This window comes from Streptomyces humi, assembly GCF_001005085.2.
Taxonomy (GTDB): domain Bacteria; phylum Actinomycetota; class Actinomycetes; order Streptomycetales; family Streptomycetaceae; genus Streptomyces; species Streptomyces humi.
Genome location: NZ_LBMU02000001.1, coordinates 33,226 through 48,209 on the forward strand (window position 1 = coordinate 33,226; position 14,984 = coordinate 48,209).

Genomic DNA, 14,984 nt, shown 5'->3' on the forward strand with positions numbered 1-14,984 from the left:
GCCGATCTCGATCAGCGCGGGGTGGGTTGCCCGAGCGGCCTAAGGGAACGGTCTTGAAAACCGTCGTGGCGAGAGTCACCGTGGGTTCAAATCCCACACCCACCGCATGACGCGAACGGCCCCTGACCAGGCAAGACGGTCAGGGGCCGTTGTCGTGTCCGCTCCCCGCCGGATACCGCTGTTCCCCCTTGTTTCCCGCTCTATCGGGCACGGAAGGGGCACGGCTGGGGCACGACTTGCGGGCCTCGGACCATGGCCTGAGGGGGCTGTCGCCTACCGGTTGATGGGAATCTCGTAGACGATCTCGCAGTGGGCGGCGGGCACGATGATGTCCGCGGTCTCGACGGGCCGTCCCTGGTCGCTGTAGTAGGTCCGCCGGATGTGGGTGACCAGCGCGGCCTTCTGGATACCAAGGAGCGATGCCTCCTCGGCGGTCGCATGCCGGGGCTCCGGCTGTTCCACGGCGTGGCTGACGGTGATCCCGATGGCGGCCATGCGGTTCACGACACCCGTCCCGGCGTGCGGGCCTCCCTCGGGGAGGACGACGAGGGTGCCGGCCGTGAGGTCGTAGGGCTCCCAGCTCGTGGAGAGCTGCGCGGGCCTGCCGTCGGCCAGGAACTCGTACGCGGTCCGCACGCACAGGTCGCCTTCGGCGATGCCCAACCGCGCGGCGATGTCGGCGGGAGCGGGGACCTTGGCGTCGGTCCGGCTCTCCCAGTCCCCCTGCTTGCCGAGGGCCTTCATGTCCGCGCGGAACGGCGACCCCTGGGGCTGCTCACGCGCTGAGGACCGAACGACCCGAACGCGCTGCCGTGGCTCGGCGACGTAGGTGCCCGACCCGGCTCGCCCCTCCAGCACGCCCTGCGAGATCAGCAGTTCCTGCGCGCGACGGACGACGTTCTCGCCCACGCCGCACTCCTGGCCGATCTGCGCGCGGGAAGGAAGGCGGTCCCCCGGCTCCCACACATGCTCCGCGATCCGCCGCCGGAGTTCGTCGGCGATGCGCAGGTAAGGCGGCTGCTCAGACATGTGGAAAATCTAGTCCACTAGCTCTAATCTAGTTAACTAGCTTCACCGAAAGTGATCGCTGGTGACGGAGGCTGCCCTGTGCCCGCTTCGGGAGTTAGCGCGGCGGCCATCGCCGCCCGGCTGTCCGCCGTCGGACTCCCCACGCGCGTGGAGGAACGCGCCGGCTTCACATGGGTCGAAGCGGAGTTACCGGAATCGCTCTCCACCGAGGCGTGGAGGGAGGTCCTGGAGGTGGTGGCCGAGGCCGACAGGTTCGGGCTCCACGCCACCAGCTTGAACGGCCGCACGCTCTGGGCGGCCGTACGCAAAGCGGTCCCCACGGCGGGCGATGCCGGGGGACCGAGCCATCAGCGATAGGAGCTGATTCAGCGTGCTCAACCGTATCCGCCGCGCCCTCTCCTCCACCAGGGCGCGCAACGTCCCCAGGGGCAGACACCGTCGCGGCTTACCGCCGTCCTGCCCGCCAGCCGCCCCCGCTTCCGCCAGGCCCGTGGAGCAAACCACGGTCACCCTGGGGCTGGTCCGCGAATGGACGGGCCATCGCTACCTGCTCAGAGGTGAGGACGTCGCACTGGTCCGCCCATACATCCTGGCCTGGGAGAAGCGTGCACGACGGCACGCTCTGACCGCCGAAGCCTCGCACCACTCGCCGGCCAGCACGTGGACGCCATTCCTGGGGGTCGGCTGATGCCCGCCCAACGGCAACCACGCAGCACGGAGACCGCAGTCACCCCGTACCGCTCAACGGCCTGCCACATCGGCACGCACCACGCCTGCGCGGAGTCCTCTCCGGCATTGTCGCCGGTTGATGTCCCGGTGATCTACGAGGCGTGCGACTGCACGTGCCACTCGTCCACTGGATCCACAACCATCGAGAGGCAGGAGCAGGCATGACGGCACGGAGCGAGTTGAGGCTTCTCCCGTGGGTGGGACCGGAAGGCAAGCCCTGCTACCTGAGCACCGACGACCCGGAAGGCTTCATGTCCCGCCTCGCGGACCACGTCGAGTCGATACAACTCGGCATGGCGGGGGAACTGCTGGAGCAGGCGCCTCAGGTGCTTGATGGTGAGACCACGACCGAGGCGGAACTGAGCTTCTACGCCGCTCAGTTGGTAGACGCATTACGGGATGTTCTGCGTGTCGCCACCAGCCGCGGCCGTCGTGACGCTGCGACGGAGCCGGGGATATAAACGCCGCTAGAAGTCCAACAGGCGGTAGACAGAGCTGAAGGCAGGGTGAGGCGAACTGGCAAGAGGCCAGGATGTCTCACCCTGCGATCTTTTAATCCGTAGCTCTGTAGAGATCGGTCATTGGAGGTCATAGAGGCTGCGGGGAAGGGCTCGGCGGCCGGTGGTGGTCGCTGCCGGTTGCTGGGGTTGCTGTACCTCGTTGCTGTACAGCAGGATCCCGACGGGGGTGTGGTCATGGAGCGGGAACAGCTCGAACGGCTGCTGTGCGGTGGCGACGACACGTCGTCGGCCGCTCTGGCTGCCCTCCGCGCCGGCGCTTCTTACGTCGTCTGGGACAGTACGACGTCAGCTAAGTCACTCGCGACTATCTACGGGCGCCGGCTCCGTCACACCCTTCGGAGAGGCATCGAGACCTCCGGGTTGGCGCGGGCCGTGCAACGCCTCGACCTACACGGCGGGCCGATTCGGCTGGGTCAGATCAGGACAGCCGACGGATCATGGGTCTTCATGCTGTTCCTCGCCGAGGACGGCAGCACGCTGGTGACGTGCACAGGCGTCCGCCAATCCCAACCAGGCCCGGCACGACCAGCCATCTGCTGAATCGCGCACCGCCAACACGCTTTCCAACTGTGGTGGTGGGGGCACGGGGCTCGTACAGGGCCGTTCACCTGCGTTCACCGCTGGCCGGTCCGTGAGTTGGCTGCCACGTGCGGTCCGGGCTGAACGGCCATGTACTGCGCTGAATGAGACGGAAACTGAGACGGCTGCTCTGCCCGTCCATCACGCCGTCGGGCCATGCCTGGACGGCGCCCCGGGTCCTTATGTGTGCCTGTCAGCAGGGGTGCCTGTCTGCTGTGCGAACGACTGTCGTGTGCGCCACCGTGGTGGCCTCCTCCGGCGGCCCAACGAATACCGGCATGCCTTCCGCTGTGAACACGTGATCCACTACGTCCGTCAGCCTCGGGTCAAGGCGCCACAGGATGAGATCGTATTGCTGGCCCTCCGGACTGGCGGCGTTGCCGACCTGGAGGGAGCCTACGCCCCAGCCGTTGCCGCTGGTGTCTGGCTGAACCTGCCGGGACAGGTAATAGCCGCGGTTGCCAACTCCATGGACCACGAGCCACAGTGCCCCCTCCTTGGGCACCTGGCCGGCCCCCTTGACGGAGTGGAGACAGAGCCCGATTCGGTCCGCTTCGCTGGGCGTTGTGATCGCGTACCCGGTGGACGCCTGTGTGGAGGACGCAGGAACCATGAGGTAGGTGCCTAGGCCGCTAAGCGCCAACCCGACGATCCCGGACGTGACAGTCCAAACGTTCATGGTCAGCCAGGTAGGTCGGTGCCAACCCTTGTTCCCCCCTACGTGAGTGTTGGCCAGAGAGTAGAGGGACTGCTGGTACGTCATAGCGATCTGACCGCATTCGATCAGGCATTTGAGCGGTCGCGGGATCAAGTAGGCATATTCGATCGCCACCGATCGCACTGCTGACAGGGAACATCAGCACAAGTACATGCCCTCAGCTTGGGAAGCTGCGAGCACTTGGGACTCATTGGAGCGCTGACCTGAGCGAATGGTGACGCGGAGAGTTCACCGCGCGGAGCCGCTTTCACCGTGGTTCTCCGCTGTTCCCCGCGTGATCTGGTGCGCTTGTGGTTGCGGCCCGCGTTCCCTGCACGGCGTCATGAGAGATCCCTCTACGGGACGTGGGAGCACCTCTTCTGCTGGGTGTAGCCGCCGGGTACGTCCGTGCCGACGGAGTCCCAGAAGGGTTTGGCCTGGCGGAAGTGCCCGCCCGCTGTGTGCCACCGGAGCCCAGGGTAGGCACGGCGTAATGACTGGAGAGCGGCTGAGGCGAGGCCGTAGCGCTGGTAGCCCTCGTAGGAGTGGGGCGATTCGACCCAGCCGATCTTGCACAGATCGCAGACTACGTACTCGACCTCGAAAGCAAGGCTGGATTTGATGTAGGCGGCACGAATACGCCAGCCTGTCCGCTCGTAGTGGCCGGCGGGCCGGTCGACCCAGGGTCTGGGTGGGGTGCCACCCCGGTTGTACTGGTAGGCCTCGGGGGACACCCATCGGTGGAGCCGGTCACGCCAAGTCGGCTAGTCGGGCCACTTCCGAACCCAGTGCACGTGGTCAGCGAGCTGTGCCAGGGCGCGGATTGCCCCGTCTTCCTCTGCCATGGGCTCCCCTGGAGTCACGCTGAGGAACAGTTCTTGCTGACCGACTCGCGTTGTGGGTAGGGACCTTGAGGCACAGTGCCGTGCAGCCAGTCGGCAAGCCACTGGGCCAGGGACTGTTCAAGCGGGGCGAGGGCATGCTGCATGCAGCACAGGTTGGGGTCCCAGTCCCACATCTGCCCGTCCTCCGCGCGGAAGTCGATCAGGGCCCACATCGCGCAGCCCCTGTCCATCAGAGGGACGATCCCTCGTGGAAGGGACTCATCAGGGTTGGCGAAGTCGTGGTAGGCCATCGCGATGTCGACGCGTTCGCTGAACCAGTCGCCCGTGTCGGTCAGGGACACCACGCCCCGAGGTCCGAAGCCGCCGTTGACGATTTCGAGGTAGAGCCTTCTCAGGAGTTGGGGCATCGGATGCCCCACGGTCTCTTCCGCCTTACTGACGTCCGCCTCCAACGCCGGGGGCGGCAGCGTCCGGCCGACTACATGTGCGCGGACAGCCGTGATGAGTTCGTCATCAGTCACAGCGCTGATCCTCTGCCGGGTCGAGCACCGTGTCGAGAGTGCCCCCATGATCAGACCTGTGCACTGAGCTTGGGAGTCCTCGGCACTCCCCGTGATTCCCCCCTACGGTCACTGGCGTCCGACAAGCCGCGACGCTGGGGGACGCAGCCTCGCGAGCGAGCGGGGCCTGGCAGCCCACTCGCTGCACAAACCCAGACACAGTACGCCCGGACGTGCCAAGCTGTGTGGGCTGCACACGCACATACAAGGGAGCGAATCTTGTCAACTGAAGTCCACGTTTCCATTACCCCCCGCGGCATGAGTGTTCAGGAAGCGTATCGGCTTTTCAGGGACGATTCACTCCTGGTGAATCGGCGGTACCAGCGAAAGCTAGTCTGGTCCGTAGCTGAAAAGCAGCTTCTAATTGACAGCATCCTGGACGGCTATCCAATTCCTTTGATTCTCCTTGCTGAAAGGCCAGAGATTCACGGAAGCGGCAAGTATGAGATCATCGATGGCATGCAGCGGCTAGACGCCATCTTCTCCTTCATTGAGCAGAAGTTCGAGTACAAAGGCATGCATTTTGATCTAGGGCAAAGCGCTCGGGCGCGCCAGGCAGCTGATGCAAAAGCCTTCACGCCAGCCGAAGCCAATTCTCTGCTCCCTGCCGACAAATGCGCGAACCTACTCGATTACCAGCTGGCTGTTACGATCTTTCCGACTCAGACTGAAGGGCAAATCACAGACGTATTCAGTCGAATTAACTCAAATGGTCGCCAGTTGAGCGCTCAAGAAAAACGGCAAGCCGGTATGCTCAACCCGTTTTCGGAGCTGGTGCGAACCGTTGCAAGCTCACTACGAGGCGATGTTTCCGATGACGTGCTTCTCTTGCACGACATGCCCAGCATCTCCATCGAATCATCTCGCGAGAAGCAGAAGTACGGGGTTCGCGCGGAAGACACAGTGTGGATTCGGCATGGAATTCTCAATGTGAAGCAGTTGCGGGAAGGTGACGATGAACAAATGGTGGCAGATGTCGCGGCTTCCATCTTGCTCGGAAGTCCTTTCCCTGCCAGCAAAGAAGAGTTTGATGAAATTTACGACTCGCAGAGTGACAAGCACAAGCGCATCGAAAGAAATCTTGCAGCTTATGGGAGTCGGCGACTGCAAGAGGAGATTCAATCGACATTCTCCGTGCTGACTGAGGTAATCGACGCGGAACTGCCTGGTCCGAATGGTCTTCGAAATTTGGTTCGTCCGGGGGGCGGAAACCCCATCCGTACGCCGTTCTATGCGATTTTCATGGCCTTCTTTGAACTCGTCGTGCGCCAACAGAAGTCACCATCCGAAAATGCGGCTATCGTGGCCGCCCTCAAGAATGTAGGACCTCGCCTTAACAGTGCGCGACACTACACTTCGGCAGAGGAGCGCACTTCCAACATTGACACAATCACGGGGCTTATCCAGAGGTACTTCGTAGATAGGGTGCCGCCCGTGTTTGGTCACGGTCCAGGCTTGGCTCTGGATTTCGAGAACTCACTGCGAAGGTCCCGGATCGAGACCAGTCGATACGAGTTCAAGCAGGGGGTTCTCAGGCTGGATAGTCGCAGGAAATGGGACGACGCCCTTTTTGAGCGGCTAGCCGAGACTATTTGCGGAATCGCTAACGTGCAACGTGGCCATGAGGGATATCTGTTTGTTGGGGTTGCCGATAAAGAGGCTGACGCAAAGAGAATCGAAACGCTTGATTCCGTTACTCCATTGGAAGTTGGCCAGCATCACGTCGTGGGCGTAGACAGGGAAGCGAAGCTCCTAAAAATTTCGCTAGAAGCTTACGTGCAGCGCTTCATGGCGAAGCTTGCTCAGCAGCCGATCAGTGAACCTTTGGCTACCCAAATCATGAGTGGCGTGGATACGATCGAGTACAAGGGGCTCTCGATCATCAGATTCTTGATTCCCGGCCAGAATGACCTTTCTTACTGTGGGGAACGAGTCTTTGTCCGGCAAGGTTCCTCTACGGAAGAAATCACCGATTTCAGAAAAGTTGCAGCGCTAGTGAAGGCATTCAGCTGACAGCGGGCACCTGCCAAATAGGTCGGTGTAGCGGCTATGGGGTGGCGCTGCTTTGGCGCGAGTGATCATGGCCCCGTAAGCTTTCGGTGCGTCGGGCAGGCTGTGGACCTGCCCGGTAAAGCACGACGTTGGGGCCATGATCTTCGAGGCTCGCGCCAAAGTGGCTCCGTAAAGCCGTGGAGCCGACCGTCCCAGGGCTGGAGCGGGGGCGGCCGAGGAGAGGGGCCGACATCAGCCAGCCCATGCGCCAGGACGTTCTCGAACCGACGAGCGCGCAGAACGGGGCCATGAGGAGCGCGTAGAAGAAGAACGCGGCCAAGGCGATCGGACCTGCACCTGAACCCACGGTCTCTCCCCCTGGTGTCGGTTGTCGGAGCGGCGAGAGCCCGGATGCGGCCGCTGGGGTGCACCCCCTTATTTGAACACGTTCAAATATCTTTCGCAGGGGTTCCGTGCTGCCGGGGGCTTCCCGGCAGCGGAGGGGGCCGTGTCAGGGGGCGTTCAGGGGTGGTGGCCCGTCATTCGTGCGGCTGATGCGATCGTCGCTCGGGCCTCGCGTTCCGTCAGGCCCGTGTGGACCGCCGCGTCGATCAGCGGGGCCCGCAGGGCGCGGCCGATGCCGTTCTCGTAGGCGCGGCAGGCCGCCCAGAAGAGGCGGGTGTTGCGCTGGCCCTCGTGGGCGGCGAGGACGAACTGGACCAGGCCCTGGCCCCGGTCGCCGACCGAGGGGTGGGTCGCGGGGTGGGGTGCTCGCGGGGGCGGCAGCAGCAGGCGGAGGAGGGACGGCGGGCAGGGCGCCGGGACCAGGTGGGCGGTGCCGGGGGCGGTGGCGTAGACGCCGTGGTCGGTGCGGGAGCCGGGGCCGACCAGGTAGCCGCCGGCGCCCCGGATGTCGATGCCGGGGGCGAGCCGGCCCGCCGAGTTGGGGATGACGGCGTCCGGCGGTCCGGTCAACCAGACGTGCCGGCCGCCGCTCGGGGTGAGCACGACGACCGTCGGCGGGATGGTGAACAGGTGGCGCAGCGCCAGTTCGCGCAGGGACCCGGTGGCGTCCGTACCGGACTTCACGTCGAGGTCGACGCCGATCAGGCGGTGCGGGGGCAGTCCGCAGGCGATGCCGTAGCCGGTCGCCCAGGGGGCCGCGGCGAACAGCTCACGGATGCGGGCCGGGTCGGTGGTGGCGTCGTACACCCCGTGTCCGGGACGGCCGCACTCGCCGTGGCAGGGCGGTGGCACGGGTTCCGGGCCGGAGTGGCGGGAGTCCGCGTGTGCGGGTCCGGGCGCGGGGCGGTGCGGGGAGCGCAGCGCCGGGAGCTTGGTCCGGGACAGCGGGATGACGGACAGACCGCGCTCGGCGGCTGACAGGGCGTGTGCGAGGGCCAGCGTCGTGGCCTGCCGGTCGGTGGTGGCCATGCCTCCATGTTCGTACGCACGTTCGAAAAAAGAAAGAGGGATTCGCTGTGACACGCCGCGGCCGGCGATTTCGTCCTGGATGGCCGCCGGAACGGTTCTCCCCTTGTGGTGCTTGAGGGGGCGGATGTCCGGCGTGGTCACGAGTGTGTCGAGAGGTGGCCAAAGATGGTGAAAGGGGTTTATCGACTTGTCATCACGCTTGAGGGCGAATAGGGGCTTCCGGGCTGGTTCGCCGGGGATTCGGTGGGCAATTCTGATCTCGCGACGTCGATGACAACCACCGAGGCGGTCGGCCAACTGCCCCGGAAAAAGCCTTACTTGACGTACCTCCGGCACAGCCGGGCACTGAGAGGAAACAACATGGCAAGCATCCGTACCGCCCGCGTCCTCGCCGCCGTCTCCGCCCTTCCGCTCGCCGCGGCTCTCTTCGCCGGGGTCGCGGCAGCGGACAACGGCGCGATCGCGGACAACGGATCGAGCGCCAACGCCGGCGTGGCCGGCATCGTCGGCAGCGGGGTCGGCCACGACAACAACGGCAACTCCTCCACCACCCAGCAGAACGCCGTGGGCAACGGCGCGTCGAACCAGAGCAACACCGCTCAGGTCAACGGCTCCGCCTGGACGGCCCTCCAGCAGGGCAACGACAACGTCGCCGTCCACTTCACCCGGCTGTGGTAGGCCGCGCCTGAGCCCTGGTGGGGGGTGTCTGTGGGGATGGCAGCGGGTCCGCGCGGCGGTGCTTCGGCACCGCCGCGCGGGCGTTTCCCGGCACTCCCTCCGCGAGGGCCCGACCGCCTTGACAGTGGACCGTATCTGACGGACAGTCAGAAATCATGCATCTGGCCCCCACCGAACGCCAGCAGCGGCTGCGCGCGGAACTTCGCGCCTACTTCCGCTCCTTGATCCCGTCTCCCGCACCGGAAGCGCCCGACGAACGCCGTGCCCTGCTGCGCCGCATCGGTGCGGACGGCCTCCTCGGCCTCGGCTGGCCCGTCGAGTACGGCGGTCAAGGCCGGGGCGCCGACGAGCAGTTCGTGTTCTTCGACGAGGCGTACCGGGCGGGCGCCCCCGTCTCCATGGTCACCCTGAACACCGTCGGGCCCACGCTGATGAAGTACGGCAGCGCGGAGCAGAAGGCCCGTTTCCTGCCCGGCATCCTCCGCGGCGACCTGGTCTTCGCCATCGGCTACAGCGAACCCTCCGCAGGCACCGACCTCGCCTCGCTGCGCACCCGGGCGGTGCGGGACGGCGACGGCTGGCGGATCGACGGGCAGAAGATCTTCACCTCGGGCGCCCAGTACGCCGACTGGATCTGGCTGGCCTGCCGCACCGACCCAGAGGCGCCCAGGCACCGCGGCATCTCGATCCTCCTGGTCCCGACCGACGCCCCCGGGTTCTCCTGGACGCCGATCGAGACGGTGGGCGGCCAGATCACCACGGCCACGTACTACGACGGCGTCCGCGTCCCCGCCGGGAACCTGGTCGGAACCGAGCACGACGGCTGGTCGCTGATCACCAACCAGCTCAACCACGAGCGGGTCGCCCTCGCCGCGACCGGCATGCAGGCCGAGGACTTCTACGCGGCCGCGCTCACCGCCGCCCGCACCCCTGATCCAGTGACGGGACGGCGCCGTGTTGACGAGCCCTGGATTCGTTTCCGGCTGGCCGAAGCGCATGCCCGGCTGGCGGCGAACCGCCTGCTCAGCTGGCGTCTGGTGGGGGACGCGGGGGCGGGCCGGGTGGCTCCCGCGGAGGCCAGCGGAGTGAAGTTCGCGGGAACGGAATCGGCAGTCGCGACGTATCGCATGTGTCAGGAGATCGTCGGTGAGACGGCATTGGTCCGGTCCGGATCGCCGGGGGCGTTCGAGGGCGGCGAACTCGAGCGGCTCAACAGGGCGGCGCAGATCAACACGTTCGGGGGCGGGGTGAGCGAGGTGCAGCGGGAGATCGTCGCGACGATGCGGCTCGGAATGAGGAGGGGTGGCCGTGACCGAGGGGAGTGATGAGCGGACGGCACGGCTGAGGGTGTACGAGGGGCAGCCGGCGGCCGTCTCGGGCGTGGGCCGGGACCCGGTCAACCTGCCCATGATCCGGCACTGGTGCGAGGCGATGGGCGACACCGACCCGGCCTACCGGGGGCCGGACGCGGTCGCCCCGCCCACCATGCTCCAGGCGTGGACGATGGGCGGCCTGTCGGGACACCTGGGGCGCACGGGCGCGTACGACGAGCTGATGGCGCTGCTCGACGAGGCCGGCTGCACCTCGGTGGTCGCCACCGACTGCGAGCAGGAGTACCTGAGGCCCCTGCGGCCGGGCGACGAGGTCGTCTTCGACACGGTGATCGAGTCGGTCTCGGAGCGGAAGACGACCAAGCTGGGCACGGGCCACTTCGTCACGACCCGCACGGACGTCCGGGTCGGGGGCGACCTCGTCGGCACCCACCGCTTCCGGATCCTCAAGTACGCCCCGCGCCGCAGGCCGCCGGCCGACCACCCCCGGCGGCCCCGCCCGGTGGTCAACCGGGACAACGCCGGTTTCTGGGAGGGGGTGGCCGAGGGGCGCCTGCTCGTCCAGCGCTGCACCGGCTGCGGAACCCTGCGCCACCCCTGGCTGCCGGGGTGCAACTCCTGCGGTTCCCTCGACTGGGACACCGTCGAGTCGTCCGGCGAGGGCACGGTGTACTCGTACGTCGTCATGCACCACCCGCCCTTCCCGGCCTTCGACCCTCCCTACGCGGTGGGCCTGATCGAACTGGCCGAGGGAGTGCGGATGGTGAGCAACGTGGTGGGGGTGCCGTACGACAAGGTGCGGATCGGGCTGCCGGTACGGGTGGAGTTCCGCCGCTACGACCGCTACGACGAGGGGGCGGGGGACTCGGCCGCGGCCGACGTGCTGACCCTGCCGGTCTTCCGGGTCGTCGAGGGCGTCGAGGGCGTGCAGGGCGCCGAGGGTCCCGAAGGGCGGGTCTGACATGGACTTCACGCCCACCGAGCCGCAGGCCGAGGCCCGCGGGCTGGCCGTCCGGATCTTCGCCGACCTCGCCACCCACGAGCGGCTGCGGGCCGCAGGCACCGGCAGCGACCCGGAGCTGTGGAAGGCCCTCACCGCGGCCGGGCTGGTGGCCGCGGTGCCGGAACTCGGCCTGCTGGGACTGGTGTTGCTCCTGGAGGAGCAGGGCCGCACCACGGCACAGGTGCCGTACGCGGCGAGCTGTGTGTACGGACAGCTGGCGATCACCGCACACGGCACGGCCGAACAGCGGGAGCGGCTGCTGCCGGGGATCGGCGAGGGCTCCCTGGTGGTGACGGGTGCGTTCCCGGCACAGCCGACGGTACGGCCGTCCGGGCGGGGGCGGCTGAGGGGTACCGTGCCCGTCGTCCCGTGGCTGCGTGACGCCACGCACGTCCTGGTCGCGGACGCCGAGCGGGAGCTGTGGCTGGTGGCGCTCGGAGAGGGCGCCGGCATCGAGGAGACCGAGCTGACCGCGCCCTGGTCGGCGGGCCGGCTCACGCTGGACGACACACCCGCCGAGGCCCTCGGCTCCGGTACCCCCTCCGGCTCCGGCCTCGGCTCCTACGTTGACGTCCTGGCCACCGCGCGTACCGCCTTCGCCGGGCTTCAGGCCGGGGTCTGCGCGGGTTCCCTCGCCCGGGCCGTCGCGCACACCAACACCCGCGAGCAGTTCGGGCGCCCGCTCGCCACCCGCCAGGCCGTGCAGCTGCGGGCCGCGGACGCCCACATGGACACCGAGGCGATACGGGTGACGGCGTACGAGGCGGCCTGGCGGCGGGACGCGGGGCTGCCGTACACGACGCATGCGCTGACCGCCGCCTGGTGGGCGTCCGAGGCGGGGCAGCGGGTGGTGCACACGGGCCAGCATCTGCACGGCGGTGCGGGCGCCGACGTCGAGCATCCGGTGCACCGGCACTTCCTGTGGGGGCGCCAGTTGGACGCCTATCTGGGCAGCGGGGGCGAAGTGCTCCAGGAACTGGGGGAGTTGATCGCGAGTGCGGACTGAGACGACACGGGTGGCCGTGGGCACCGAGCTGCCGGCCCTGGAGATCCCGATCACGCGGACACTGATCGTGGCGGGGGCGATCGCGTCCCGGGACTACCAGGACGTGCACCACGACGCCGAGCTGGCCCGGCACAAGGGCTCGCCGGACATCTTCATGAACATCCTGACGACGAACGGCCTGGTCGGCCGGTACATCACGGACTGCTTCGGCCCGGGAGCGGTGCTCCGCAAGGTGGCCATCCGGCTGGGGGCGCCCAACTACCCGGGGGACACGATGGTGCTGACCGGCCGGATCGAGGAGCTGGACGGCGAGCGGGGGACGGCGACGGTTCGGGTGGTCGGCGCCAACGCCATCGGCAAGCACGTGACCGGCACGGTGACCGTCACCTTCAGCGGCGGGACCGGCGGGGCTGGCGGGGCTGGCGAGACGGGCGGGGCCGGCGGGACCGGCGGGGCTGGCGAGACGGGCGGGGCCGGTGGGAGCAGCGAGGCCGGTGGGAGCAGCGAGGCCGGTGGGGCCAGCGGGGCCAGCGGGGCCGGCGAGGTCAGCGGGACCGGCGGGACTGGTGAGGCCGGTGAGGCCGGTGGAATGGATGTGGCCCATAGGGCCCACGAAGGCGACGAGGCGGGCTCATGAGTGTGCGGGGGCGGGACTCGCTCGGTGGGCGGGCGGCGGTCGTGGGGATCGGGGCCACCGAGTTCTCCAAGGACTCGGGGCGCAGCGAGCTGCGGCTGGCGGCGGAGGCGGTGCGCGCCGCGCTCGCCGACGCCGGGCTGACACCGGCGGACGTGGACGGGATGGTGACGTTCACGATGGACACCAGCCCGGAGATCACCGTGGCCCAGGCCTGCGGGATCGGCGAGCTGTCCTTCTTCTCCCGGGTCCACTACGGCGGCGGTGCGGCCTGCGCCACGGTCCAGCAGGCGGCGCTGGCGATCGCGGCCGGGGTCGCCGAGGTGGTGGTCTGCTACCGCGCCTTCAACGAGAGGTCGGGCCGCCGCTTCGGCTCGGGCGTACAGCACCGGGAGCCGTCGGCGGAGGGGGCGGCGCTCGGCTGGGCGCTGCCTTTCGGACTGCTCACCCCGGCGTCCTGGGTGGCGATGGCGGCGCAGCGCTATCTGCACACGTACGGGCTGACCCCGGAGGCGTTCGGGCACGTGGCGGTGCTGGACCGCAGGTATGCGGCGACCAACCCGGCCGCCTACTTCCACGGCCGCCCCATCACCCTCGCCGACCACGCGGCCTCCCGCTGGATCGTCGAGCCGCTGCGGCTGCTGGACTGCTGCCAGGAGACGGACGGCGGCCAGGCCCTCGTGGTCACCTCGGTGGAGCGGGCGCGGGACCTGCCGCAGCGGCCGGCCGTGATCGCGGCGGCCGCGCAGGGGGCGGGCCGGGCCCAGGAGCAGATGACCAGCTTCTACCGGGACGACCTGACCGGGCTGCCGGAGATGGGCGTGGTGGCCCGGCAGCTGTGGCGGACCTCGGGGCTCGCCCCGGCCGACATCGACGTGGGCATCCTGTACGACCACTTCACCCCGTTCGTGCTGATGCAGCTGGAGGAGTTCGGGTTCTGCGGGCCCGGGGAGGGAGCGGACTTCGTGGCCGGGGAGCGGCTGCCGCTGAACACGCACGGGGGCCAGCTCGGGGAGGCGTACCTGCACGGGATGAACGGGGTGGCGGAGGGGGTGCGTCAGCTGCGCGGCACGGCCGCGAACCCGGTGCCGGGAGCGGACCGGGTGCTGGTCACGGCTGGGACGGGGGTGCCGACGTCCGGGCTGGTGCTGACCTCGGACGGGTGAGCGGGCCCGCTCCGGCGATGGTGCCCCCTCAGGGGTAAACCCGCAGGAGTACCGCACCCGTACTCCACCTTCAGGAGGTGTAGGCAGCCCCACCCCTACAACCTGAGGGGGAGTCTCCTTCGGGACCTGCGGCCGATCCGCCGGAACGCCGCTCACTCATAGCGTGGAGCCATGACCACACCCGTCTGCACCAGCGCTTCGGACGTCGCCGTCTCGGCGAGGCAGACCGGCGCGTACCAGCGGCCGTATCCGTCGTTCGCGTCGTACGTCAGGGCCCGTCAGCCGGTCCTGTTGCGCACCGCCCGGTCGCTGACCGCGAATCCGAGCGATGCCGAGGACCTTCTCCAGACCGCGCTCGCCAAGACGTACGTGGCCTGGGAGCGGATCGAGGACCACCGGGCGCTCGACGGCTATGTGCGCAGGGCCCTGCTGAACACCCGGACCTCGCAGTGGCGCAAGCGCCGGGTCGACGAGTTCGTGTGCGACGAACTGCCCGAGCCGGAGCTGGTGCCCGGGGAGGACGACCCGGCCGAGCGGCAGGCCCTGCACGACGCCATGTGGCGGGCGATCATGAAGCTGCCCGCGCGGCAGCGCGCGATGGTCGTGCTGCGGTACTACGAGGACCTGAGCGAGGTGCAGACGGCCGAGGTGCTCGGGGTGTCGGTGGGTACCGTCAAGTCGGCGGTGTCGCGTGCGCTCGGCAAGCTGCGCGAGGACCCGGAGCTGGTCCTCGCCCGGTAGCCGGCCGGCGGTCGCGGGGCGGTCGCGGGGCGGTCACCG

General features: G+C 68.0%; 14 protein-coding genes, 1 tRNA gene and 1 pseudogene. 12 read left to right on the forward strand and 4 right to left on the reverse strand.

Annotation, left to right across the window (positions count from 1 at the left end):
* Window positions 1-20: 20 nt before the first annotated feature.
* Window positions 21-105: transfer RNA gene (locus AAW13_RS00165), tRNA-Ser, on the forward strand.
* A 168-nt stretch (window positions 106-273) separates the two neighbouring features.
* On the opposite strand, the gene AAW13_RS00170 is transcribed toward AAW13_RS00165, so the two are convergent.
* Window positions 274-1,029, reverse strand: coding sequence for a GntR family transcriptional regulator (locus AAW13_RS00170; protein WP_046727534.1), 756 nt, complete (start codon window positions 1,027-1,029; stop codon window positions 274-276).
* Window positions 1,030-1,107: 78 nt separating this feature from the next.
* Between AAW13_RS00170 and AAW13_RS46525 the strand changes: the two genes are divergently transcribed.
* From AAW13_RS46525 to AAW13_RS00190, 3 genes are all read left to right on the forward strand, one after another.
* Window positions 1,108-1,386 carry a hypothetical protein gene (locus tag AAW13_RS46525; protein WP_046727533.1) on the forward strand — a complete coding sequence of 93 codons (279 nt, stop codon included), beginning with the start codon at window positions 1,108-1,110 and terminating at the stop codon, window positions 1,384-1,386.
* A 133-nt stretch (window positions 1,387-1,519) separates the two neighbouring features.
* Window positions 1,520-1,717, forward strand: a complete 198-nt coding sequence (locus AAW13_RS45455; protein ID WP_143144968.1) for a hypothetical protein — start codon at window positions 1,520-1,522, stop codon at window positions 1,715-1,717.
* A gap of 202 nt (window positions 1,718-1,919) precedes the next feature.
* Complete coding sequence (locus AAW13_RS00190) at window positions 1,920-2,219, forward strand: hypothetical protein (protein WP_046727532.1); 300 nt, start codon at window positions 1,920-1,922, stop codon at window positions 2,217-2,219.
* Window positions 2,220-3,051: 832 nt separating this feature from the next.
* Here the strand turns inward: AAW13_RS00190 and AAW13_RS00200 are convergent.
* The gene (locus tag AAW13_RS00200) at window positions 3,052-3,690 is read right to left on the reverse strand and encodes a hypothetical protein (protein WP_071659370.1); all 639 of its coding nucleotides are present in this window, start codon (window positions 3,688-3,690) and stop codon (window positions 3,052-3,054) included.
* 724 nt (window positions 3,691-4,414) lie between these two features.
* Window positions 4,415-4,921, reverse strand: a complete 507-nt coding sequence (locus AAW13_RS00210) for an SMI1/KNR4 family protein (protein WP_046727530.1) — start codon at window positions 4,919-4,921, stop codon at window positions 4,415-4,417.
* A gap of 297 nt (window positions 4,922-5,218) precedes the next feature.
* Between AAW13_RS00210 and AAW13_RS00215 the strand changes: the two genes are divergently transcribed.
* Window positions 5,219-6,973, forward strand: coding sequence for a GmrSD restriction endonuclease domain-containing protein (locus tag AAW13_RS00215; RefSeq protein WP_046727529.1), 1,755 nt, complete (start codon window positions 5,219-5,221; stop codon window positions 6,971-6,973).
* A gap of 501 nt (window positions 6,974-7,474) precedes the next feature.
* On the opposite strand, the gene AAW13_RS00220 is transcribed toward AAW13_RS00215, so the two are convergent.
* Entirely contained in the window at window positions 7,475-8,386 is a 912-nt protein-coding gene (locus AAW13_RS00220) for a bifunctional DNA primase/polymerase (RefSeq protein WP_046727528.1), read from the reverse strand.
* Window positions 8,387-8,746: 360 nt separating this feature from the next.
* On the opposite strand from AAW13_RS00220, the gene AAW13_RS00225 reads away from it, so the two are divergent.
* The 7 genes and pseudogenes from AAW13_RS00225 to AAW13_RS00255 all read left to right on the forward strand — a co-directional run bounded on the left by AAW13_RS00225 (window position 8,747) and on the right by AAW13_RS00255 (window position 14,945).
* Window positions 8,747-9,064: a hypothetical protein gene (locus AAW13_RS00225; RefSeq protein WP_046727527.1), complete on the forward strand. Its 318-nt coding sequence runs from the start codon at window positions 8,747-8,749 to the stop codon at window positions 9,062-9,064.
* 155 nt (window positions 9,065-9,219) lie between these two features.
* Window positions 9,220-10,389, forward strand: a complete 1,170-nt coding sequence (locus AAW13_RS00230) for an acyl-CoA dehydrogenase family protein (RefSeq protein WP_046727526.1) — start codon at window positions 9,220-9,222, stop codon at window positions 10,387-10,389.
* Window positions 10,373-11,356 (forward strand): bifunctional MaoC family dehydratase N-terminal/OB-fold nucleic acid binding domain-containing protein, encoded by a 984-nt coding sequence (locus AAW13_RS00235; RefSeq protein ID WP_046727721.1) that lies wholly within the window; start codon window positions 10,373-10,375, stop codon window positions 11,354-11,356. Before AAW13_RS00230 ends, AAW13_RS00235 begins: the two co-directional genes overlap by 17 nt.
* Window position 11,357: 1 nt before the next feature.
* Window positions 11,358-12,404, forward strand: coding sequence for an acyl-CoA dehydrogenase family protein (locus AAW13_RS00240; RefSeq protein WP_046727525.1), 1,047 nt, complete (start codon window positions 11,358-11,360; stop codon window positions 12,402-12,404).
* 10 nt (window positions 12,405-12,414) lie between these two features.
* A pseudogene (locus AAW13_RS44585) lies at window positions 12,415-12,810 on the forward strand (MaoC family dehydratase); the annotation flags it as partial.
* 227 nt (window positions 12,811-13,037) lie between these two features.
* On the forward strand, window positions 13,038-14,204 hold the full coding sequence (locus tag AAW13_RS00250; protein ID WP_046727524.1) for a lipid-transfer protein: 1,167 nt from the start codon (window positions 13,038-13,040) through the stop codon (window positions 14,202-14,204).
* 171 nt (window positions 14,205-14,375) lie between these two features.
* A complete protein-coding gene (locus tag AAW13_RS00255; RefSeq protein ID WP_046727523.1) occupies window positions 14,376-14,945 on the forward strand; it encodes a SigE family RNA polymerase sigma factor in 570 nt (189 codons plus the stop codon).
* Window positions 14,946-14,984: the final 39 nt, after the last annotated feature.

Coding starts and splice junctions, on each gene's coding strand:
- AAW13_RS00170 (WP_046727534.1), bottom strand. CDS start 1,029: ATGTCTGAGCAGCCGCCTTACCTGCGCATCGCCGACGAACTCCGGCGG.
- AAW13_RS00190 (WP_046727532.1), top strand. CDS start 1,920: ATGACGGCACGGAGCGAGTTGAGGCTTCTCCCGTGGGTGGGACCGGAA.
- AAW13_RS00215 (WP_046727529.1), top strand. CDS start 5,219: ATGAGTGTTCAGGAAGCGTATCGGCTTTTCAGGGACGATTCACTCCTG.
- AAW13_RS00220 (WP_046727528.1), bottom strand. CDS start 8,386: ATGGCCACCACCGACCGGCAGGCCACGACGCTGGCCCTCGCACACGCC.
- AAW13_RS00225 (WP_046727527.1), top strand. CDS start 8,747: ATGGCAAGCATCCGTACCGCCCGCGTCCTCGCCGCCGTCTCCGCCCTT.
- AAW13_RS00230 (WP_046727526.1), top strand. CDS start 9,220: ATGCATCTGGCCCCCACCGAACGCCAGCAGCGGCTGCGCGCGGAACTT.
- AAW13_RS00240 (WP_046727525.1), top strand. CDS start 11,358: ATGGACTTCACGCCCACCGAGCCGCAGGCCGAGGCCCGCGGGCTGGCC.
- AAW13_RS00250 (WP_046727524.1), top strand. CDS start 13,038: ATGAGTGTGCGGGGGCGGGACTCGCTCGGTGGGCGGGCGGCGGTCGTG.
- AAW13_RS00255 (WP_046727523.1), top strand. CDS start 14,376: ATGACCACACCCGTCTGCACCAGCGCTTCGGACGTCGCCGTCTCGGCG.